This window comes from Paraburkholderia nodosa DSM 21604, from assembly GCF_000519185.1.
GTDB classification, from domain to species: Bacteria; Pseudomonadota; Gammaproteobacteria; order Burkholderiales; family Burkholderiaceae; genus Paraburkholderia; species Paraburkholderia nodosa.
This window is the reverse complement of the sequence record NZ_JAFA01000021.1, coordinates 78,713-101,324: the sequence shown is the minus strand read 5'-3', so window position 1 is coordinate 101,324 and position 22,612 is coordinate 78,713. Positions and strand designations below refer to the sequence as shown.

Genomic DNA, 22,612 nt, shown 5'->3' with positions numbered 1-22,612 from the left:
TCGGTCGATGCGCGCTCGCCGCAATCGCGTTTGTTATGGCGGATAGGGCAACGATACGCCGATGGCGCGCGCTGTGCTTGAACCCGGTCCTCGCGCGTACGGCTGCGCAATCCTGCTGCCTGCGTATTGCATGGGTCGAACGGCCGAAAAAAGAAAAGGCGGCCCGACCCCGGGCCGCCTTTGCGGCGGATTACCAAATGAAAGCAGGCGCGAGTGTTGGTTCGCTCGCGCCTCGCGCGTTACTGCACCGTGGCGAGCACGTCGCGCACCGTGCCGAACAGGCGTGCGATTTCCTCTTCGGTCACGATCAGCGGCGGCGAGAACGCGAGAATGTCGCCCGTGAAGCGGATCAGCACGCCCGCCTCGAAGCACTTCACGAAAACCTCGTAAGCGCGCGCGCCCGGTGCGCCGTCGCGCGAGTCGAGTTCGACGCCGGCAACGAGGCCGAGATTGCGCACGTCCTTCACGTGCTTCTCGCCGCGCAGCGCATGCGCTGCGGCCTCGAACTTCGGCGCGAGCGCTCCGGCGCGCTCGAACAGGCCCTCGCGGCGATACAGATCCTGCGTCGCGATCGCGGCGGCGGCGGCGAGCGGGTGCGCCGAATACGTATAGCCGTGGAACAGCTCGATTGCGCCCTGCGCGCCGCTGTTCACGATCGTGTCGTGAACCGTGCGGCTCGCGGCCACGCCGCCCATCGGCACGGCGGCGTTGTTGATCGCCTTGGCCATGGTGATGATGTCGGGCGTCACGCCGAAATACTCGCTGGCCGTGGCCTTGCCGAGGCGCCCGAAGCCCGTGATGACCTCGTCGAAAATCAGCAGGATGCCGTGCTTCGTGCAGATCTCGCGCAGACGCTGCAGATAGCCTTGCGGCGGAATCAGCACGCCGGTCGAGCCCGCCACGGGTTCGACGATTACGGCGGCGATGGTCGAGGCGTCGTGCAGCGCGACGATGCGCTCGAGGTCTTCAGCGAGATGGGCGCCCCAGGCCGGCTGGCCCTTCGAGAACGCGTTGTGCTCGAGATCATGTGTGTGCGGCAGATGATCGACTGCGGGCAGCAGCTGGCCCGAGAACGCCTTGCGATTCGGCCCGATGCCGCCCACCGAGATGCCGCCGAAGCCCACGCCGTGATAGCCGCGCTCGCGGCCGATCAGCTTGGTGCGCTGGCCTTCGCCGCGTGCGCGATGGTAGGCGAGCGCGATCTTCAGTGCGGTGTCGACCGACTCCGAGCCGGAATTCGTGAAGAACACGCGGTCGAGCCCGGCCGGCATGATTTCCGCGATCTTCCGGGCCGCTTCGAACGCGAGCGGGTGGCCCATCTGGAACGTGGGGGCGAAGTCGAGCGTCGCGGCTTGCTGGGCGATGGCCGCGACGATTTCCTCGCGCGCATGGCCCGCGTTCACACACCAGAGGCCCGCGCTGCCGTCGAGCACTTCGCGGCCATCGGTCGTGCGGTAGTACATGCCCTTCGCCGATTCGAGCAGGCGCGGCGCGGCCTTGAACTGGCGATTGGCGGTGAAGGGCATCCAGAACGACGAGAGATCGTCGATGACGGGGCGCGAAGTCATGCGTGCTTCTCCTCAGGTGGGTTTGGCTCAACTGTAGCGCCGAGGCTTGAACGACGGCATAGACAGTCTCTATACTGCTCTGCAAACCGTGCTGGACAATTCTCGCCAACTGTATTGGTCGGCGCCCTAAATCGTACGGGTTTTCCCTCGCACTATACGCTTGCTTTCCCGATGATCGAACTCGAACTGGAGCGCGGCCGCGGCGTCACGACGACGCTTGTCGAGCAGCTCGTGCAGGGCTTCACGCGCGCGATCGAAGCGCAATCGCTGCGCGCCGGCGCGTTGCTGCCCTCGGTGCGGCAGCTCGCGCAAAGCCACGAGCTATCCACCTATACAGTGACCGAGGCGTACAACCGTCTCGTTTCGATGGGCTTCGTCGTTGCGCGGCGCGGCTCGGGCTACCGCGTGGCGCCGCGCAACGAGTCGGCGCGCGCGAGCGCAGCGGGCTGGCAGCCGCCCACGCTGACGGCGACCTGGCTGCTCTCCGACGTGTTCGCCGATCATTCGGTGCCGATCAAGGCGGGCTGCGGCTGGGTGCCGGGCGAGTGGATCAACGAAAGCGGCCTGCAGCACGCCTTGCGCGCCATGAGCCGGGTGCCGGCCGTGCGGCTTGGCGACTACGGGCACCCGTACGGTTACGCGCCGCTGCGCGAGCGCATCGCGGCGCAGCTGGACCGGCAGGGGCTGCCGGTCGAAGTGTCGAACGTCCTGCTCACGCAGGGCGCGACGCAGGGGCTCGATCTCATCGTGCGTACGCTGCTGCGGCCCGGCGACACGGTGCTCGTGGAAGACCCCGGCTACTGCAATCTGCTGCAGATCCTCAAGCTCGCGGGGCTCACGGTGCACGGCGTGCCGCGCACGCCCGCCGGGCTCGACATCGAGGCGCTCGAGCGCCAGGTGGCGGCGCACCAGCCGAAGGCGATCTTCGTGAACACGACGCTGCAGAATCCCACCGGTGCGACGTATGCGATGTCCAACGCCTTCCGCTTGCTGCAGATCGCCGAGCGCCAGCGCATGTGGGTCGTCGAGGACGATGTGAGCCGCGAGCTTGCGCCGCCTGGCGCGCCGCTGCTCGCGGCGATGGAAGGCTTGCAGCGCGTGCTGTACGTCAGCGGCTTTTCGAAGACGGTCACGCCTTCGCTGCGTTGCGGCTATGTGGTCGCCGAGCGCGATGTGCTGCGCGAGCTGGCGCGCGCGAAGATGGCGGTGGGGCTCACCTCGTCGGCGACCATCGAGCGCATGGTCGACAAGGTCTTGCTCGAAGGGCGTCACGCGCGCCATGTCGAACTCGTGAACGAACGGCTGAAGGCCGCGCATGCCTGCGTGGAGGAGCGGCTCGACGCGCTGGGGCTCGAGATATTCCACCGGCCGCGCGCGGGGCTGTTCGTGTGGGCGCGGCTTGCCATCGAACCCGAACGGGCCGGCGCGATCGCCACGGCGGCGCTGCGCGATGGCATCTGGCTCGCACCTGGCTCCTATTTCAGACCCGACGACGAACCGAGCGCGTGGTTTCGCTTCAACGCGCCGTATTCGACCGACGATGCGCTGTGGCGGTTTATCGAGCGCGCGCGCTAGGGCGTGCGAGAGGGCGCATGGTTAAAACAGACTCTGCTGCCCCGACATCAACGTATCGAAATCCTCGCGCAGGAAAGGCAGGATCGCGTCCGCAACGGGCTGTAACTGCCGGCTCACGTAGAACGCGTAATCGAGCGGCGAACTCAGCGTTTCGAGCGGCTCGGGGCCGGCCGTCGTCATCACGTAGCTGATCCAGCCGCCGTTCTGATACTGCAGCGGACGGCCTTTCGCGCGATTGAACTCGTCCGCGACACGCGCCGCCCGCACATGCGGCGGCACGTTGCGCTGGTACTCGGCGAGTGGCCGCCGCAAGCGCTTGCGATAGACGAGCTGGTCGTCCAGCTCGCCGTTGAGCGTGCGCCGCACATAGTCGCGGATGTACTCCACGTAGGGCTCGCGCTGGAAAATGCGCCGGTACAGCTCGCGCTGGAATTCCTGCGCGAGCGGCGTCCAGTCGGTGCGCACGGTTTCGAGGCCCTTGAACACGACTTCTTCGCCGCCGTTCTTCGCAAGCGTGAGGCCGGCGTAGCGCTTTTTGCTGCCTTCTTCCGCGCCGCGCACCGTGGGCATGAGAAAGCGCGAGTAGTGGCGTTCGAACTGCAGTTCCAGAGCGCTTTGGAGACCGAAGCGTTCCTGCAGTTCGGTCTTCCACCAGGCGTTGACGTGCTCGACGAGTTGCTTGCCGGTTCGCGTGGCGTCGGCTTCGCTGTGCGCGTGCTTGAGCCAGACGAAGGTCGAGTCGGTGTCGCCGTAAATCACGTCGTAGCCTTGCGCCTCGATGAGCTGACGGGTTCTGCGCATGATCTCGTGCCCGCGCATCGTGATCGAAGAGGCGAGGCGCGGGTCGAAGAAGCGGCAGCCGGTCGATCCGAGCACGCCGTAGAACGCGTTCATGATGATCTTGAGCGCCTGCGAAAGCGCGGCGTTGTGCTGCCGCTTCGCATGTTCGCGGCCCTCCCAGACCTGTCGCACGATTTCCGGCAGACAGTGCTTCTCGCGGGAAAAGCGCGCGCCGAGAAAGCCGGGCACGGACGCGTCGTCGCTGGGGTTGCCCAGACCTTCGATGAGCCCGACAGGATCGATCAGGAAGGTGCGGATGATCGAGGGGTAGAGGCTCTTGTAATCGAGCACGAGCACCGAATCGTAGATGCCGGGGCGCGAGTCCATGACGAAGCCGCCGGGGCTGTTTTCGCCCACCACGTCGCCGAGATTGGGCGCGACGTAGCCGAGCCGATGCATTTTCGGCAGATACAGATGCGTGAACGCGGCCACCGAGCCGCCACTGCGATCTACGGGAAGTCCGGTTACGGATGCGCGTTCGAGCAAAAAGGCCATCAGTTCGGTTTTCTCGAAGACGCGCGTCACCAGCTCGCAGTCCTTGAGGTTGTAGCGGGCCAGCGCGGGTTTGTCTTCGTCGAAGCGGCGCTGGATCTCGTCCATGCGCTGATACGGATTGTCGATCGACTTGCCTTCGCCGAGCAGCGCCTGAGCGACGTATTCGAGGCTGAACGACGGAAAGCTCCAGGTGGCCGAGCGTAGCGCTTCGATACCGTCGATGATCAGGCGACCCGCGGCGCCCGCGAAGAAGTGATTCTCCCGCATGCCGTGCTCGCGCCACTCCATGACCTCGCCGCCGCGCCCAAGACGCAGGGGCACGCTGGTTTGCTGGGCGTGCGCGTGCAACACGCGCAAATCGAACTGCACGAGATTCCAGCCGATGATCGCGTCGGGATCGTGTTTCGCCATCCATGCGTTGAGGCGTTCGAGCATCTGCGCGCGGCTTTCGCAGTATTCGAAGTCGAAGTCGATCTGGCTCGCGTCGCCGTTTGCGGGGCCGAGCATGTAGACCTGGCGTTGTTCGCAGCCTTCGAGCGCGATGGAATAAAGCTCGCCCTGGGCGCTCGTTTCGATGTCGAGCGACACCAGTCGCAGGCGCGGGCGATAGCCGTTGGCGGGTTTCATCTCGCCGTCGAGCAGCACGCCGCTTTCGTCCGGGCTGCCCGCATCGCCGCGAAACAGCACGGGCGCCGTGATGAAGCGCTCCATCATGTAGCGCTCCGGCGGCTGGATGTCGGCTTCGTAGACGTCGACGCCCGCTTTGGCGAGGCGCTTGGCGTGCCCGGCTAGGGCGCGATATTGCGGCGAATAGAGTCCCAGCACCGGGCGGCGCTGGAAGTCGCACAGATTGAGCGGGCGTAGCTCGGTGCGTGCGTCGCCCTTTAGCGCGGCGCGGGCCGCGGCTTCCTGGGCGACCGGCACGAATGCGACAGAAGGCTGGGGGCGCAGGCGCAGCTGGCGCGGCCCCGCATCGGTCGCGAGCCAGAAGTCGACCTCGGTGTGTTGGCCCGTATCGCGCCAATGGCGGGTAAGAATAAAACCCGCTTCAAACTCAGACAAAGTGTGACTCCGCCGCCTATGTTTCCCGCTTGCGATTGTAGCGGTTGAGCCGGAGTATGGCGGCGGGTCGTTTTAACGTTGAAGCAGGTGCACGAACATCGGATACAGCGAAACGAGCAGCGAAAGCGCCATGAAAATATTGAACGCGCGCAGCCGCCGCGGATTCGACAGGAAACGCCGCATGCTGGTGCCAAACGCGGCCCAGATGCAGATGCAGGGCAGACCGATCACATAGAACAGGAAGGCCATCGCCATCGTGTTGGTGCCGAAGTTGGCGGAAAGGCGGATCGTGGTGGCGGCCGTGAGCACCATCATCCACGCCTTGGGATTGACCCACTGGAACGCGATGGCTTCGTGAAAGCGCATGGGCCGGTGTTCGCCGCTCTTCACCTTGATGTCGCCCGAGGTGCCGATTTTCCACGCCAGATACAGCAGGTACGCAATGCTCGCGACCTCCAGCACGGTATAGAGCGACGGGACGTGCCTGAACACCTGGCCAAGCCCGAAGCCCACCGAGAGCATCAGCACGACCACGCCCGCGCTAATGCCGAGAATGTGCGGCACCGTGCGACGAAAACCGAAGTTGACGCCGGAAGCGAGCAGCATGGTGTTATTGGGGCCGGGCGTGATGCTCGTGACCACGACGAAGAGCATGCCGGCGGGCAGCGCGCTGAGCATTTCGGGCAGCATGATGCGAGGGGGCTCCGGAAAGAGAAGACAGAATCGACGGAACCAGTTTATCGACAGTAATCGGTACAGTACCGGTACAGTTGTGAGGACGCTGAGCAGTACGGATTGGGGGCGTGAAGGCGCTGAGTGGCATCCACGCAACCGGCGCGCAGGGCGCGAGCGGCGCGCGCCACGCGCGTTCATAGCTCGGATTCGATCGGCAGAAGGCCAAGGAACCAGACGCTTGTACGCCGCATGAACGAGACGTCGGGTTCCGAGTCGAGTTCTGTTTCTGTCCCGTTTGCGGCGGTATCAATCCAGACAATCCGGCTTTTGCCGTTCGTGTCAGTGCGTAATTCCACTCGCCAGGCAATCTGGTCCAGATGCGGCTCGACGTCATCGATCACCTGGCCCGCAATCGCCGGACTGTCGCAGAGTACGCCAACTTCCGTATTGAGTTTGCTAGAGCGAGGGTCGAGATTCATCGAGCCAATGAAGATGCTCTGTCGATCGAATACATACGTTTTCGCATGCAACGAGGCCCTTGAAGAGCCAAAGAACTTGCGTTGCGATTTGACGCTGGTCGACCCCACCGGCTTCAGTTCATAGAGGCGCACGCCTGCCGCTAGCAGGGCTTCACGATAGTGTTGGTATCCGGCATTGACGGCAACGACGTCGGTTGCAGCCAGCGAGTTTGTGAGCACCGTGACGTGTACGCCGTGCGCGGTCAAGTCGCTTATCCACGCAACACCCTCTTTTCCCGGCACGAAGTATGGCGAGATGATGAGCATCTCGTGCGTGGGTTTGAGATTCAGGGCCGCAAATTGCGTCATCAGGTGACCTTGCGGGTCAGTCGGGGCGCGTGTCACCTTGGAAGGGTCGTCGTATAGAAGCGTGGCTTTTCCCCATGAAAAGGCGGTATCGCCAGGTATCAGGACCGTGGCCAACTGCTCTCTCGCTTGCACGACGTAAGGCGCGTCATGTTCGGACTTGATATATTCGTCCAGCTTCGCGCGGTAGGCGGCTAGCGCGGACGGATCCGCCGGATGCCCCACCAGCTGTTCTATCGAATAACTCGATTCGGAATTCCAGAACGCATCGAATGCTCCGGAGACTTTCCGGACGATGGGACCATGCACCAGCACGTCGAGATCGCCGAACGCCACCACGTTCGACGCGCCGAAGTATTCGTCGCCGATATTGCGTCCGCCTAGAATGGCGGCTTCATTGTCCGCAATCATCGCCTTGTTGTGCATACGCCGGTCGACGCGGGAAAACTCCAGGGCAGTCGCGAGTGACTTGAAGTGACGGCTCGCGACCGGATTGAATAGCCGTACCTTTACGTTGGGGTGCGAGCTGAGTGTGAGCAGAACCTGGTCATCTGCGTTCGTGCCGAGGTCATCGAGCAGTACACGAACGCGTACGCCACGGTCTGCCGCCTTGAGCAACGCGGCCGCCAGTTCGCGGCCCGTCAGGTCGTCGTGCCAGATGTAGTACTGCAGGTCTAGCGAACGCTCTGCCGTTGCCGCGAGTACGATGCGGGCCACAATTGCATCGGTGGGGTCGGGCAGCAAGTGGAACGCACTGTCACCCGGGTGCTTCTGCTCTTCAGGCACAAAGAGCACGCCGAGTCGAGTGGATTCCGTGTTCTTAAGGGCAAGCGTTTGTGGTTGGTTCGTCTGCGGCGGCAGACTGGCGCACGCGGCCAACAGGAAAGCAAGAACGATGGCCGTAAGGCGCCTGAGTTTTGTCATGTCCTCACCTTGCTGTCGGGCCCAGTCGGATCAACCGCGTTCGGCGAAGGGCGCCCGAATCCTATTGACGAATGACCTGAATGCGTCCCGCCTTGACTGCCGCTTTCAAAACCGCCCAGTCTCTCTCATTTTGTTCTGCGTAGGCGAGCGAGAATCGCACGATGGCTTCGTCGAATGCCGCCGACTTGCCGGCATAGCCGCTGAGCAGCGCGGGATCGCCTGCCTTCGCCATCGAATGGGCTAGCGCGTGAGCGCAGGAAATCGCATACTCGCCGAGATCTTCAACGTCGAATGCCGTGAAGTCGAATGCGCCTTTCATGTCGCGCAACTGCCTCACATAGAAGTCGTTGCCGGTGTGGCGCATCTTGGACCACCCGAGAAAGATGTCACTGGCCGACTGCAGCAGACGCTGTCCGTTGACCACACGTTGACCATGATTTGGATAACGGCTCGGCGGCAGATAACCCTCCAGCACGGAAGCGCGCGCCTCCTTGAGCTGAAGGAAAAGCGGGCACTCGCCGTCGGCCATGAAAAGCGCCTCATAGCAACGCGTTCCGACCGACCCGATGCCCACGACACGAATGGCGACATCAACCAGTTCATATCGGTCGAACAGTGCGCGCCTGTCGTCGGGAAGCGTCAGCCGGTAATCGGCGAAGAAGCGCCGTACCATCGCGTTGTACTGCTTGCTGTCACTCGCGCTCTCGAGCGGTACGTGATACACGAGCGGCGGTACGTCCTTGATCCGCAGCTTGCCATTGACTACCTCGGTTGCATGAGTCAGCACGGAACGCGACGACTGTTGTCTTGCCTTTTCGATGACGGCCAGTTCCTTGTTCCTTTCCTCGACCGAATCGGCAATGGCCAGCATGGTCGCCGCCTTGAACTGGCAGTACCAGACGTCGAGCGTGTCCATGCGGCTGAAGTCGGCGAGCCGTTGGCGGAACGTTGCGCACAACCGGCGCACGATGCCTTGCTGGTCGCGCAAGGCAAATCCGCGTTCGCGCGCAGCGATCACGAACGATGTCGCGAGTCTGCGCACGTCCCAGTCGAATGGTCCAGGCAGCGTCTCGTCGAAGTCGTTGGGGCCGAAGAGAATGCGCCGCTCCGGGCTTGCGAACAGACCGAAGTTGGCCAGGTGCGCATCGCCACCCAGTTGCACGATCACATTGGAATGCGGCAGCTTCGACAGATCGTGCGCCATGAGCGGCGCCGCGCCGCGATAGAACGCGAACGGACTCGCGACCATCCGTCCATAACGGATGGGTATCAGTTCCGTCACCCGACCCACATTGGAAGCGTCGAGCAGTGCGATGGGGTCGCGATCGCCAATCCTGCATTCGGCGAGCTTCTCGCGCGGCACTTCTCTGCGAGCCGTCTTGCCCCGTCTGACGCGATCGGCCAGCGAGCCACGCCCCGCAAAGAGTGTGGATGGGTCTTCCTGCACCGCAGGTGTACCCGGCGCAGCGAGATCGGCGCCAGGCGCGGCGCGCTTTGTGTTAGCGGAATCAGGCACGCATTACTCCTTTGATCGATGCCAGGCCGAACCGGACCTGTGTCATTTCAGGTCGCTTCATTTCGGTTTGGCGTCCTGGGAAGTTGAGGACGTAGATGGCGAAATATCCCGCAGCGCCTCGATTGCGGCATCGACTGTGGCAAAGACCTCGCGATGCACGCCGGTCACACGCAACGCCTTGTACCGCTCGATTTCGTGTCGCACGCCCGAGGGGAGGGCGACCGCGGCGATGCCCACGCCGTGCTTGTCGAGCTCGCCGCCCAGCTGGATCAAGGTCTTGCCTGCCGTGTAGTCGATGTTGTTGATCTCCGATGCGTCGATCACCACCCAGCGCAGCCCCGGACTCGCTTCGTTGACAAGCTTCAGCACCTCTTCCGTGAATCGGCCGGTGTTCGCGTAGAACAGGTCGGCTTCAAAACGGTAGACGACGATACCGGGCGCGGCGAGCAGATTGGGCTCGACATGTCGCGCGATCCAGCTGTCGCCGGGGCCTCGCGTCAGCACCCGAGTCCGCAGGCGGTAGCTGTGGCGTGCATGCGCGATCAGCGAAAGCACGACGGCAGCAAGAATGCCGTGCATCACGTCGACGAACACGACGACGCCCGCAGTCAGCAACGCCACGACGAGCTCGTCCTTCTGCATGCGAAACAGTTCGATCATGCCTTTCACGTCGATCAGCTTTACGCCGATCATGAAGACGATGGCCGACAGCACTGCGGCAGGCAGAAGACTCAGCGGTTTCGTGAGAAATAGCAGCACCAGCAGCACGATGGCGGCTGTCGTTAGGTGGGCGACCTGGGTGCGGCCGCCCGCGTCGTCGAGCATCTCGGTCTTGGTCGGGCTGCCGTTCACGACGAACGTTCCCGTGAAGGCCGCTGCTGCGTTGGCGGCCGCGAGCCCGATGATATCGGCGTTGTCGTCGCCCCGCTCGTTATAGCGATTGGCGTACGCACGTGCCGTTGCAGCGCTCTGGGCAATGATGACGATGAAACATGAGGCGGCCGTGACCAGTACCTGGTTGATCTCGCCCATATGCAATGGTGGGAGGAACCATGACGGGAGTCCACCCGGCACTTCGCCCGTGACTGCGATGCCATGTCCGGCGAAATTGAACACGCCGCTTGCCACAATGGAGCCGATCACCGCGATCAGCGCACCCGGTGCTCGCGGCACGAAGCGCTTGCAGCCGATGATCACCACGAGCACGCCGATCGAGAGCATCGTGGTCGGATAGTTCGCCTCGGCTACGCGTTGCAACACGGATGCGATCTGCATCAACGGCCCATGCCCTTGCTTGGCGATCCCGATCAGTCCGGCAAGCTCGCCCGCTGCGACCTGGATGCCGACGCCGGTCAGGAATCCGATCAACGCACTGCGGGAAAGAAAGTCGGCCAGAAAACCCAGACGAAAGACACGCGCGATCACCAGCATCACAGCGACGGTCAAGGCGACGGTACTCGTCAGGGCGACATAGTCCTTGCTGCCGAGCGCGGCGACGGCCGTCAACGTACCCGCGAGAATGGCGGCGGTAGCCGAGTCGGCGGCGACGACCAGTTGACGCGACGCACCAAAGAGGGCGAACGCCAGGAGCGGCAGCAGGATCGTATAGAGGCCCGTAACGGTGGGCGTGCCGGCAATTTTCGTATACCCCATCACTTCGGGAATCCCGAGTGCCGCCAGCGTGATCCCGGCGATGATGTCGTGCGGCAGTTGCGCGGGATTAAAGGGCAGGAGCCCTTGCAGGAAAGGTAGATGAGGCAGGCGGTGCGGTGTGGGAGTGGCGGGTTTCATGGTGCGGTCCCCGCTACAGTCGCAATCTTGCTGATCAACGCTTTGGCAACGATATCGTCGGCAATGACGACGTTGGTCGCGCCAGCGTTCTCAAGCAGCTCTTTTCGCAAGGGGGTCTCGCCAGGTACCGCAATGGCGAGCGACGGGTTGAGCGTATGGGCCAGCAGTGTGATTGCCAGATTGTTATTGCTGTCCGGTGTCGTGACGAACATGGCTTTCGCGCTATCCAGTCGCGCACGCTTGAGCACGTCGTCAAAGGCGTCCGGCGAGCCGAGTACGACCAGATGCCCGCAATCCGTTGCCCGGTTGGCCTGATCCTGATCGCCCACGAGTACGAGCACCGTGCTTCCCGCTTCATGCAGGTAGTTTGCGACCCGTTCGCCGAGAGCATGGAAGCCAACTACCACGACATGATTGGCGAGCTGTTCGAACTTGCGTTCCATGATCCTGTTCTCCCGATAAGCCATCACGTCATCGCCCGATAGCATGCCTGTGAGTCTCGAAACTGCGAATCCGCCGACCAGCAGCGTCGCGACCATGGCCAGAAGCATGAAGACCTTTTGAGGCGGACTGAATTCGCTGAAGGCGCCGAGTGTCGTAATGAGATTGACTCCGTTCCAAAGAGCCGTAAACAGTTTGTCGGGGAAAGAGTTGCCGGACTGATCGAGAGCGACCAGCCCGATGGTGGCGCCGCCCAGCAGCATGACGAGAAGGCCGATTGTGTGATGCGCGCGACGGCGCCATTCTCGAATACGGATGACCCCAAGACGAGGTTCATCGACACGGAAGATCCACATGGTTACCTCGGATTGTTGGTCTGATCGAGACAACAGCGAACCTGATGCCAGGCAGATACGCTCTCCCTTTTTGTGTCCATAGTCAATAGTAAATAATCAGGAGCCCAATATATCGGGCAGGCGAGTGACGACGCCGTACGGCAACCTGTTTCAGACGGTAAAGCACGTCGTAAGTGAAAAGAAAAACTTTGTAGCCGCGACTGTGCATGTCGTAGTCGTTAGCCGATTAAGAAACGTTAGCGAACCTGTGCTGAAAACACTTGCCGGGGGCGCATTCGGTCGACGACGAGACAAGTCGCGGACTTGCGCTCGAGGTCTTCGGCCAGTTGATTCTATTGGGTCGTCAGTCGCCGGATCCGCCGAATCACGTCTGTTCGGCAGCACGCTCAGGGCGCAGTCGTCATTGACCGTGCCGGTAAACGCAGGCAGAGCCTGCGCCATATCAGCGGAACGAAGCAGCGAGCGCCACCATCGCTCGATGAAACCCAGCTCGCGAGCGGGTGGCCCCGGTACAACGACCCAGCGCTCAACACGCTGATTCATCGATCTCGATGCGCAGTTCTGGCGCGTGGGCTTGCAGACGCAGTGGGAAATCGATGTATTCGAACGCGCTTACGCGGCTATCGCGGCAGGCGCAACGCCAGGCGGCGGCGCGCGTCATCCCGGCTGGCGTCCGTCTTCCCAGCGCGGGTCCGCGGTGATCTGCACGGTGAGGCGGTTTTCCAGCGGATTCGCGCCGAGCGTTTCCCAGATGCGTTCGCGCAATCGGTCTTGCGAGGGGAGATCGCTTAACGCGGACGTCGCGCCGACAAGCACGCTGACCTCGACAAAATTGCGCCGGCCAGCCTGAATGACATGCGTGTGATGGCGCAGAATGCCAAGCTCGCGTTCGAGCTTGGAAAGCGCCTTCTCGATCGCCGAACGCGGATTGTTCTCTTCGGGGCTCATGTGCAGCAATTCAGCAAAGCTGGTGCGCACGATTTTCACGGGCACCGAGAGAAATATCAGCGAGAGCCCCGCGGTCATCGCACTGTCGATATAGCGCGCCCATACTTCGTGAAAGCTTTCAGGCAAGATCGAATACACGAAAAAGCCGAGCAGCGTGGCCGCGCTGAACGACAATTTCATGATCCATTTCCAGCCGTCGGTTTTGAGCAGCTTGGAATTGATTTGCGCGGCCGCGCGCTTTTTGTAGACCACCATGGCAAGGCAGATCACGCAACTCGCGACGCTAATCAGCATAACGCCGCGCGCGTTCACCACGTGGCCGCCTGAACGTATCCCCTCAATGCCGTTCACGAAGCCATACACGCATACCAGCAGCATCATGAGGCCGTTTATGCCATTCACGAGCGGCTCGAGGAACCAATACCCATATTCGAAGCGGGTCGTCGCGGGCCGGGTGATCACGGAGGCTGCGAGCAATCCAAGCGCGGCACTCACGAGATTGAGCAGATAGAAAATGGCGGTCAGCAGCAGCGTATCGGATTTCACGAAGAAGCCATAACCGACGTTGGCCGCGAAACCGAGGCACACGACGTAAATGGAAATCTTCATCGCGCGCTGCTCGACCGCTGCGAGCTGCGCCTTGCGCAGAGCGTAGCTGATAGGCATGGTTCCTCGCTGTCGAACGGTGGAACGTTTGAATGGCGGCGGTGAGGCGAACAGCAGTCACGAGACCGATGGATGCGGGCCGGCGCAACGGCGCGCGGCTAACGCCATGCGGAGGCGCTCAGCCCGAATATCGCAACGAGTCCGCCGCCCATCACCACGAGAAACGCGCACCACTCGGGCCGGGAAAAGAGCGCTTCGCCACGCTCGCGCCGCGCCCACATGTAGAGCAGGCTGCCAGGCCCATAGAGCAGCGCGGACATGACGAGCAGTTCCACTCCGCAAGCGTAAAGCAGGAACAGTGTATAAATCGTGGCGATGATCGCCGTGGCAAAGCTCAGCGTGCGCTTTCGCGCGCTCATGGCCGATTGCGGCAGTGCGCGGATGGCCTTGAGCCCGAAAGTCGCCACGAAAAAGTAGGGGATGAGCGCCATGGCGCTCGTGAGGCGCAGCATGAGCGAGAAGGCGTCGGAGGACCAGTACGTGCTGATGACGAAGGCCTGCACCACACTGCTCGTGAGCCAGATCGCGGCGGTGGGAAGCTGCCGCGCGTTGCGGCGCGCGAAGATGGCTGGCATGGCGTCCGCTTTCGCGCTGGCATACAGCACTTCCGCGCAGATCAGCGACCATGCGAGGTAGGCGCCGAGAACGGAGACGATGAGCGCGCCGCCGATGAACACCACGCCTGGCGAGCCGACTACGGCGCCAAGCACCGCCGCCATCGAAGGTTGCCGCATGGCGGCGATATCCGCGCGCATGAGATGCGCGTAGGGCAGCAGCGTCACGAGCACGAGCAGCAACAGCACGAAGGCGAAGCCGAGTATCGTGGCAGCGCCCACGTCCGAGCGCTTTTTCGCGTAGCGCGAATACACGCTCGCCCCTTCGATGCCGAGAAACACGAATACCGTCACGAGCATGGTTCCCTTGACCTGCGGGGCAAGCCCTTGGGCGCTTTCCGCGAGATTGTCCGTGAATGGCTCCGCGCTCGCATAGACACTCAAAATGCCGATAAAAACGAAAATGGGCAGAATCTTGACGACAGTCAGAATCGCATTGATGAGCGTGGCCTGCTGAATGCCGCGCAACAGCATCCAGTGAAATGCCCATATGCCGACCGACGAAACCGCAATGGCAATCGGCGTATTGCCGTTTCCAAATGCCGGCACGAATGCGCCGAGCGTGGATTTGATCAGCACCCAATAAGAGACATTGCCGAAGCAACCGGCCATCCAGTAGCCGAACGCGGAGAGAAAGCCGGCGTAGCCGCCAAAGCCGTCGCGCGCATAGGCAAAGATGCCGGAGTCGAGGTCGGGCCGGATTTCGGCGAGAAGCTGGAAGACGCGGGCCAGCATGTACATGCCGCCTCCCGCAATGCACCATGAGATGACGGCAGCCGTCGGGCCCGCTTCGAGCGCGAAGTTGCGCGGCAGCGAATAGATGCCGGCGCCGACCATGGAGCCCACGACCATGGCCGTCAGTACCGGCAGCGACAATTTCTGGTCATCCGTCGATTTCATGTTCGAGCCTTTTTCTGATCTTTGACCGGTCGAAATGCGAACGCGGGAAATCGCGGATAAAAAATGCGCGCCACATTGAATTACTGAACTATTCTCGAACGAATGTCACGTTGAATACCTCATGTGCGAATCGTATTCCATAATGTTCGTCAGGTGTCCGGAGGATGGATTGGGCAATGAGAATCGCCGGGCACGTATTGGCTAAATGTTCGCTAATGACTATACGTGGAATCGTTAGCAAACAGGCCGAATGAATTAGCGAAACCGCAATGCGCCGCATTAGGGGGGAATGTCATGCGATATCTCGCTGCAACACTTCTTGGGTCCGTGGTTGTCTCGGTCGCGCTTTCCGGCTGTGAGGCACCGACTTCAGGCTCTGTCTTCACACCGGCCCAGGCTCAGCAGGTGTTCGTGGTCGAACTCGGCGCGGTCGAATCCGTGCGGCCCGTCACGATTCAGCCGGGTCCAACCGGCATCGGCGCGATAACGGGCGGCGCGCTCGGCGGCATCGCGGCAGGCAGCAACATCGGGCGCGGCACGGGCTCCGTTGCGGCGGGCATCGGCGGCGCCGTGCTGGGCGGTGCGGCAGGCAATGCCGTGGAGCAGCGCGTCACGCAGCGGCAAGGCCTTGAAATCGTCGTGCGTCTGGATTCGGGGCAACTGATGTCGGTGGTCCAGGATGCGGATCAACAGTTCGTTCCCGGCGACCGCGTGCGCGTGCTGCTTGGTAACAACTCTGTGCGCGTGACGCGGTGACACCGCAGACGCCTGAAGCTTGAGCGGCGGCGCAGAAGTGCGCTGGCCGCCCGATAACGCGAAGTTCCGAACAAAGCGAGGAAACCGATGGCCGATACCGAGCAGAAGATGAGTCGCGTGCAGTTGACCGCGATGGTAGTCGGGGGCATGGTGGGCGCCGGGATCTTTTCTCTGCCGCGAACCTTCGCCAATGCAACGGGGCCGGTCGGCGCGGCGATTGCGTGGCTCGTGGCGGGCGTGGGCATGTACACGCTCGCACGCGTCTTCCAGGCGCTCGCGGAGCGCAAGCCGAACCTCGACGCCGGTGTGTTCGTGTACGCCAAAGAGGGCTTCGGCGATTACCCCGGCTTCCTCTCCGCGTTCGGTTACTGGATCGGCAGTTGCATCGGCAACGTTTCGTACTGGGTGCTGATCAAGTCCACGCTAGGCGCATTTTTCCCGGTTTTCGGCGACGGCAATACGGTCACGGCCATCATCGTCGCCTCCATCGGCATCTGGCTGTTTCACTTTCTCATTCTGCGCGGCGTGAAGCAGGCCGCGTTCATCAACACTGTCGTGACGTTCGCCAAGGTCATTCCGATCGTGGTGTTCATCGTCATCCTCCTGTTCGTCTTCAAGTACGGGACTTTCCACCTGAATATCCAGTCTGCGGCGCAAGAGGGCGGCCTCCTCCAGCAGATTCGCGCGACGATGTTCGTGACCGTGTTCGTGTTCATCGGCATCGAAGGGGCGAGCGTGTATTCGCGCTATGCAAAAGAGCGCACGGACGTCGGGCGCGCAACGATCTTCGGCTTCGCGGGCGTGACCACGCTCATGGTGCTCGTTTCCATGCTGCCTTTCGCCGTGCTGCCGCGCGGTGACGTGGCGGGCATGCGCCAGCCCTCCATGGCGGCCGTGCTCGAAAGCGTGGTCGGTCCGTGGGGCGGGATTTTCGTGAGCATCGGCCTGATCGTTTCCGTGCTGGGCGCGTATCTGGCGTGGTCGCTCATCTGCGCCGAGGTGATGTTCGCGGCGGCGCGCAATCAGGATATGCCAGCGGTGTTTGCGCGCGAAAACGCCAACAACGTGCCGGCCAATGCGCTCTGGATCACCAACATCGTTGTACAGATTTTGGTGGCGAGCACGTATTTCTCGCGCGACGCGTTCGCACTGATGCTCAACCTCACGAGCTCGATGTCGCTGATTCCTTATCTCTTCGTCGCCGCTTACGGGTTTATGGTTTCGAACCGTGGCGAGAGCTACGAGGTGCGGCCTGAAGAGCGCAAGCGCGATCTCGCGCTGGCCTCGGTCGCCGTGATCTACACGTTGTTCATGATTGTTGCCGGTGGTCTCAAGTTCATCCTGCTATCGGCGATTCTTTACGCGCCTGGCACGGTGCTGTATTTCCTCGCGCGGCGCGAGCGCAAGCTGAAGGTTTTCCAGCGTACGAGCGACTGGGTCATTTTCATCGTGGCGGCCGTAGCGGCCATTGTAGGCGTCGTTGCGCTGGCCACGGGCACCATGGCGGTCTAACGAGAACGAGCGGAGATCGATATGTCCAAGGCGAAGGGCGGTGGCAAGAGTGAGAAGGGCGAAAAGGTAGAGAAGGTAGAAAAGGCGGAAAAAGCCGCGAAGGGCGGCAAGGCCAGGGCGAAGGAAGAGAGCGCGCTTGGCGTGTACTCGGAGGTCGGGCAACTGCGCAAGGTGATGGTGTGTGCGCCCGGCATGGCGCACTCGCGGCTCACGCCGAGCAATTGCGACGAGTTGCTGTTCGACGACGTGCTGTGGGTCGACAACGCGAAGCGCGACCATTTCGATTTCGTCACGAAGATGCGCGACCGCGGCGTCGAGGTCGTGGAAATGCACAACCTGCTCGCCGAAACCGTTGCCGTGCCCGAAGGCAAGAAGTGGATTCTCGACAATCAGATCGTGCCGAACCAGGTCGGGTTGGGTTTCATCGACGAATTGCGCAGCTATCTGGAAGGGCTCGACGATCGCAAGCTGGCCGAGACCTTGCTTGGCGGCCTGTCGATCTACGATTTCCCGGAATCGCATGGCGGCGCGGCGCTCAAGGTCGTGCGCGAAGCGGCCGGGTCCACTGAATATCTGCTGCCGCCGTTGCCGAACACGATCTACACGCGCGACACCACCTGCTGGATTTACGGCGGCGTGACGCTCAATCCGCTGTACTGGCCCGCGCGGCACGAGGAAACGATTCTTGCCGCGGCGATTTACCAGTTTCATCCGGACTTCGCGGGCAAGGTCAAGGTATGGTGGGGCGACCCCACCCAGGACCACGGCATGGCGACGCTCGAAGGCGGTGATGTCATGCCCATCGGCAACAAGACCGTGCTGATCGGCATGAGCGAGCGCACCTCGCGCCAGGCGATCAGCCAGCTCGCCGCGACGCTGTTCAAGAAGGGCGCCGCCGAACAGGTGATCGTGGCGGCGATGCCGAAAATTCGCGCGGCCATGCACCTCGATACGGTCTTCACGTTTGCCGATCGCGACTGCGTGCTGATCGCGCCGGATTTCCTCGCACGTACCCGAACCTTCACGTACCGGCCCAGCGATCATCCGGCGGGTGTGGAACTGCACCAGGAGAAAAAGTCCTTTGTCGAGGTGGTGAGCGCGGCGCTCGGCATCAAGAAAATGCGCGTGGTCGAAGCGGGCGGCAACGACTACCAGCGCGAACGCACCCAGTGGGACAGCGGCGCGAACCTCGTGTGCACCTCGCCCGGCGTGGTGTTCGCTTACGACCGCAACACCTATACGAACACGCTGTTGCGCAAGGCCGGCATCGAGGTCGTGAGCATCGTGGGCGCGGAACTGGGGCGCGGGCGCGGCGGCGGACATTGCATGACGTGTCCGATCGTCCGCGATGCGGTGGACTTCTAGCGTCGAAGTGCGAGGAGATCGTTGCGGGCGCAAGCAATGGTGCCGGATCAAAGGGAATGCGCGCGAAGCGCTCGCCACAGCGGGACTCGCCGTGACGGGCAGCGCGCGCATGACGGGCGATCATGCAGCGCTCACGCGCTCGTGAGCCGTGGTTCAGACACCGTGTTAAAGCACGTTGAGCATGGCGAGCGCGCTTTCCTGCAGATGCGGCAGGACGCGCTGGAGAGCGGCCTCGGGGCTTTCTTCGCCCATCGGCATGTTGGTGCTCAGCGCGGCGACCACCTCGCCGTTGCGATTCCTGAGCGGCACGGCAATGCCGCGTACGCCCACCTGCAACTGCTGCTCGATGATCGCATAGCCGTCCACGCGCGCGCGCCCGATCTTCTCGCGCAGGCGCGCGCCGCTCGTGATGGTATGCGGCGTGAAGGGTGACAGCTCGACGGTATCGAGCCACGCCGAAACCGCGTCCTGGTCGGCCTCGTGCGCGAGCAGCACCACGCCGGGCGAAATCAGCGGCGCGGGCACGCGCGCGCCGAGCACGAACCCCGTCGTCATCACGCGCGACACGCCATTGCGCGCGATCACGACGAGTTCCCAACCGTCGAGCACGCTCACATAGGCCGATTCGTTGAGCGTCGCGCTCAGCTGCTGCAGATAGGGCTGCACGGTGCGCGGCAGACGCGCCGAATCGAAGTAGGACCAGCCCACGCGCAGCACACGCGGCGTAAGGCCGTACAGACGGCCGTCCGTGTATACATAGCCCAGCGATTCGAGCGTGAGCAGATAGCGGCGCGCGGCGGTGCGCGAGAGGCCCGTGCGCTCCGCCGCCTGGGTGGGGGTCATGCGCGCGTGCTCGCTGTCGAAGGCTTCGAGAATCGCGAGGCCTTTTTCGAGCCCGGCGATCCAGTCGCGCCGGTCCAGTGGCGGTTTCTTCATCGGCGTGCCAGACCCTGTGCTGCAGGGTGGCTCAAACAACGGAAAAAGCCGCAGGCGAGGGACGCCTGCGGCTTGCGAGCGAACGATCGGCTCTTGCTCACTCGGGCTTCATGCGCGCCGCCACGATCAGCGAGATCAGGCAGCCAATCGCGAGGTACGCGGCGACGAGGTGCCACGAACCGCCGCCCACGCCCACCAGCGCCACGGCGATGAACGGTGTGAAGCCGCCACCCACCACGCTCGCGAACTGGTAGCCCACGCCCGCGCCGCTGTAGCGGTACTCCGCGCCGAACAGCTCGGTGAAGAGCGGCTGCTGCACGCTCACGACCATGTCATGGGCGATGTTCGCGAGCATCACGGAGAAGATCACGATCCAGACCGTGGCCCTCGCTTCGAGCGCGAGAAAGAACGGCACGGCGCTCACGAGACCGATGCACGCGCCGATCAGATAGATGCGGCGCAGCCCGAGGCGGTCGGCGAGCCACGCGAAGCAGGGGATCGTCACGCACGAGAGCGCGCCCACGAACAGGCCGATGCCGAGAAAGAGATCGCGCGACAGGCCGAGGTTGCTGGTCGAATAGCTCAGCGCGAAGGCGGTCACGATATACATCGTGAAGAGTTCGGCAAGGCGCAGCGCGATGATGTAGAGGAAGGCCTTCGGATGGCGCGTGAGCGCTTCGAGCACGGGCATCTTGAGCTTGTGATGACCGTGCTCGACTTTTTCGACGAACTCGCGCGACTCATCCATGCTCGAGCGCACCCACAGGCCCACGAGCACGAGCACGACGCTGAAGAGGAACGGCAGACGCCAGCCCCACGAGCGGAACGCCGCGTCGCCGAGCAGGTGGCTCAGGAGCGCCACGAGGCCGGTGGCGAGCACGAGCCCCACGCCGTAGCCCACCTGCACGCCGCTGCTATAGAACGCCTTTTTGCCGCGCGGCGCGCTTTCCACGGCCATGAGCGCCGCGCCCCCCCATTCGCCGCCCACGGCGAAGCCTTGCAGCGCGCGCATCGTGACGAGCAGCACGGGCGCCCACCAGCCGATGGTCGCAAAGGTCGGCAAGAGCCCGATGGCAACGGTGGAAAGGCCCATCATCATGACGGTCAGAACGAGCATGCGCTTGCGGCCGAGCCGGTCGCCGAAATGGCCGAACACGACGCCGCCGAGCGGCCGGAAGAGAAAGCCCACGCCGAAGGTCGCGAACGCGGCAAGCGTGCCCATGGTCCTGCCGACCTGCGGGAAGAACGCCACGTTGAACACCAGCGCGGCGACAATGCCGTAGAGCAGGAAGTCGTACCAGTCGACGACCGCGCCGACGAAACTGCCGAGCGCCGCCTTGCGGGCCTGGCTGCGCGACGGCGCGAGAGGGGCGGCGTCGGGCGAGCCGGTGGTGTCGAGGCTTGGGGTCATGAGTTGTCTCCAGACTTTTGCGCATGTGCCATGCTGCGAGATGCGCGAAACGTGAGACGCAGCATAGGGCGGCCCGCGCTCTCCGGCAATGCGTGGCGGCGCCGTTTTGCGCGATTATCGCCCAACTGCGTGCGATTATCGAACGCTTTGCGGGTTTGCACCGAGATGGCGCGCGGACCGCCCACGTACGGCGGTCTTCGTCTAAATGAACGAACTGGTTAAAATCGGCCTGCTTTGCGCGCCCTCCAGGTTTGCGGCGGGGCGGCGAAGTGTCCGTTTCAGCGCTTGCGTCAGGAGCCTATTGCATGTCCAGCCCCAGTAATCCTCCGCCGCTGGCGGACAATCCGCTCGGCATGGCCGGTCTCGAGTTCGTCGAGTTCGCCGCGCCCGAGCCCGCCGATCTCGGCCGCCGTTTCGAACAATTCGGGTTCAAGGCGATCGCGCGTCACGTGAGCAAGGCGGTCACGCTCTACCGCCAGGGCGAAATGAATTTCCTGCTGAACGCCGAACCCGATTCGTTCGCCGCGCGCTACGCGCAGGAGTACGGCATGGGCATCTGCGCGATCGGCGTGCGCGTCGACAATGCGAAACGCGCGTTCAAGCACGCCATCTCGCTCGGCGCGTGGGCGTTCGAGGGCGAGCGGCTGGGTCCCGCGGAGCTGCACATTCCCGCGATCCAGGGCATTGGCGATTCGCACCTCTATTTCATCGACCGCTGGCGCGGCCGCGGCGGCCAGCGCGGCGGCGTGGGCGACATTTCGATCTTCGACATCGACTTCCGGCCCGTCGACGTCGCCACGGCGCATACCGATTTCGATCACGGCGGCACCGGCCTCACGCGCGTCGATCACCTTACGCAAACGGTGGGGGCGGGGCGCATTGCGGAATGGCTCGACTTCTATCGCGACCTGCTGCATTTCCGCGAGATCCACGAGATCAACGCGAACTGGCATGTGTCCGAGGAGTCTCGCGTAATGGTGTCGCCCGATGGCGAACTGCGCATTCCTGTTTATGAGGAGGGCACGCGGCGCACGCAGCTATTGCACGACTATCTGCCCGAGCACCCCGGCGAAGGCGTGCAGCATATCGCGCTCGCGAGCAACGACATCCTCGCGAGCGTCGATGCGCTCAAGGCCAATGGCGTCGAGTTCGTCGAACCGCCGCCCGCGTACTACGACACCGTGGATGCGCGTTTGCCCGGCCACGGCGCGGACCTGGAAGCCTTGCACAAGCGTCATGTGCTGATCGATGGCGAGATTGGCGAAGACGGCGTGCCGCGGCTCTTTTTCCAGACCTTTGCCAAACGCCTTCCGGGCGAGATCTTTTTCGAAGTCGTGCAGCGCAGCGGCCACCACGGTTTCGGCGAGGGCAATCTCGACGTGCTCGCGCGGGCGCGCGAGGCGGGCGCGAAGCAGGGCCACGCACCCGGTTAAACCG

16 protein-coding genes are annotated in these 22,612 nt (G+C 63.1%); 5 read left to right on the top strand and 11 right to left on the bottom strand.

Going from position 1 to position 22,612, the window contains the following annotated elements:
• Nucleotides 1–239: 239 nt before the first annotated feature.
• Nucleotides 240–1,568, bottom strand: coding sequence for an aspartate aminotransferase family protein (locus A3CW_RS0127115; protein ID WP_028206358.1), 1,329 nt, complete (start codon nucleotides 1,566–1,568; stop codon nucleotides 240–242).
• A gap of 171 nt (nucleotides 1,569–1,739) precedes the next feature.
• On the opposite strand from A3CW_RS0127115, the gene A3CW_RS0127110 reads away from it, so the two are divergent.
• Nucleotides 1,740–3,143, top strand: coding sequence for an aminotransferase-like domain-containing protein (locus tag A3CW_RS0127110; RefSeq protein WP_028206357.1), 1,404 nt, complete (start codon nucleotides 1,740–1,742; stop codon nucleotides 3,141–3,143).
• A gap of 21 nt (nucleotides 3,144–3,164) precedes the next feature.
• On the opposite strand, the gene A3CW_RS0127105 is transcribed toward A3CW_RS0127110, so the two are convergent.
• From A3CW_RS0127105 to A3CW_RS0127065, 8 genes are all read right to left on the bottom strand, one after another.
• Nucleotides 3,165–5,540, bottom strand: coding sequence for a DNA polymerase II (locus A3CW_RS0127105; RefSeq protein ID WP_028206356.1), 2,376 nt, complete (start codon nucleotides 5,538–5,540; stop codon nucleotides 3,165–3,167).
• Between the two features lie 72 nt (nucleotides 5,541–5,612).
• Complete coding sequence (locus A3CW_RS0127100; RefSeq protein ID WP_028206355.1) at nucleotides 5,613–6,230, bottom strand: LysE family translocator; 618 nt, start codon at nucleotides 6,228–6,230, stop codon at nucleotides 5,613–5,615.
• 179 nt (nucleotides 6,231–6,409) lie between these two features.
• The gene (locus A3CW_RS0127095; RefSeq protein ID WP_028206354.1) at nucleotides 6,410–7,963 is read right to left on the bottom strand and encodes a phospholipase D family protein; all 1,554 of its coding nucleotides are present in this window, start codon (nucleotides 7,961–7,963) and stop codon (nucleotides 6,410–6,412) included.
• A gap of 61 nt (nucleotides 7,964–8,024) precedes the next feature.
• Nucleotides 8,025–9,479: a DUF2252 domain-containing protein gene (locus A3CW_RS0127090; protein ID WP_028206353.1), complete on the bottom strand. Its 1,455-nt coding sequence runs from the start codon at nucleotides 9,477–9,479 to the stop codon at nucleotides 8,025–8,027.
• A gap of 57 nt (nucleotides 9,480–9,536) precedes the next feature.
• Complete coding sequence (locus A3CW_RS0127085; protein WP_028206352.1) at nucleotides 9,537–11,270, bottom strand: SulP family inorganic anion transporter; 1,734 nt, start codon at nucleotides 11,268–11,270, stop codon at nucleotides 9,537–9,539.
• Nucleotides 11,267–12,067, bottom strand: a complete 801-nt coding sequence (locus A3CW_RS0127080; protein WP_028206351.1) for a potassium channel family protein — start codon at nucleotides 12,065–12,067, stop codon at nucleotides 11,267–11,269. The genes A3CW_RS0127085 and A3CW_RS0127080 overlap by 4 nt, the downstream gene beginning before the upstream one ends.
• Before the next feature lie 657 nt (nucleotides 12,068–12,724).
• On the bottom strand, nucleotides 12,725–13,681 hold the full coding sequence (locus tag A3CW_RS0127070; RefSeq protein ID WP_028206350.1) for a cation diffusion facilitator family transporter: 957 nt from the start codon (nucleotides 13,679–13,681) through the stop codon (nucleotides 12,725–12,727).
• Nucleotides 13,682–13,779: 98 nt separating this feature from the next.
• Nucleotides 13,780–15,195 carry a basic amino acid/polyamine antiporter gene (locus A3CW_RS0127065; RefSeq protein WP_028206349.1) on the bottom strand — a complete coding sequence of 472 codons (1,416 nt, stop codon included), beginning with the start codon at nucleotides 15,193–15,195 and terminating at the stop codon, nucleotides 13,780–13,782.
• 294 nt (nucleotides 15,196–15,489) lie between these two features.
• Here A3CW_RS0127065 and A3CW_RS0127060 point away from each other — a divergent pair, with 294 nt between their 5' ends.
• The 3 genes from A3CW_RS0127060 to A3CW_RS0127050 all read left to right on the top strand — a co-directional run bounded on the left by A3CW_RS0127060 (nucleotide 15,490) and on the right by A3CW_RS0127050 (nucleotide 18,828).
• Nucleotides 15,490–15,951 carry an outer membrane lipoprotein gene (locus tag A3CW_RS0127060; protein WP_028206348.1) on the top strand — a complete coding sequence of 154 codons (462 nt, stop codon included), beginning with the start codon at nucleotides 15,490–15,492 and terminating at the stop codon, nucleotides 15,949–15,951.
• An 87-nt stretch (nucleotides 15,952–16,038) separates the two neighbouring features.
• Nucleotides 16,039–17,463: a basic amino acid/polyamine antiporter gene (locus A3CW_RS0127055; protein ID WP_028206347.1), complete on the top strand. Its 1,425-nt coding sequence runs from the start codon at nucleotides 16,039–16,041 to the stop codon at nucleotides 17,461–17,463.
• 174 nt (nucleotides 17,464–17,637) lie between these two features.
• Nucleotides 17,638–18,828, top strand: a complete 1,191-nt coding sequence (locus tag A3CW_RS0127050) for an arginine deiminase (RefSeq protein WP_245623753.1) — start codon at nucleotides 17,638–17,640, stop codon at nucleotides 18,826–18,828.
• 165 nt (nucleotides 18,829–18,993) lie between these two features.
• On the opposite strand, the gene A3CW_RS0127045 is transcribed toward A3CW_RS0127050, so the two are convergent.
• Together A3CW_RS0127045 and shiA are read right to left on the bottom strand one after the other, a co-directional pair.
• Nucleotides 18,994–19,764, bottom strand: a complete 771-nt coding sequence (locus A3CW_RS0127045) for an IclR family transcriptional regulator domain-containing protein (protein ID WP_028206345.1) — start codon at nucleotides 19,762–19,764, stop codon at nucleotides 18,994–18,996.
• A 97-nt stretch (nucleotides 19,765–19,861) separates the two neighbouring features.
• Nucleotides 19,862–21,175, bottom strand: coding sequence for a shikimate transporter (gene shiA / locus A3CW_RS0127040; protein ID WP_028206344.1), 1,314 nt, complete (start codon nucleotides 21,173–21,175; stop codon nucleotides 19,862–19,864).
• A gap of 305 nt (nucleotides 21,176–21,480) precedes the next feature.
• Between shiA and A3CW_RS0127035 the strand changes: the two genes are divergently transcribed.
• Complete coding sequence (locus A3CW_RS0127035) at nucleotides 21,481–22,608, top strand: 4-hydroxyphenylpyruvate dioxygenase family protein (protein WP_028206343.1); 1,128 nt, start codon at nucleotides 21,481–21,483, stop codon at nucleotides 22,606–22,608.
• Nucleotides 22,609–22,612 lie beyond the last annotated feature (4 nt).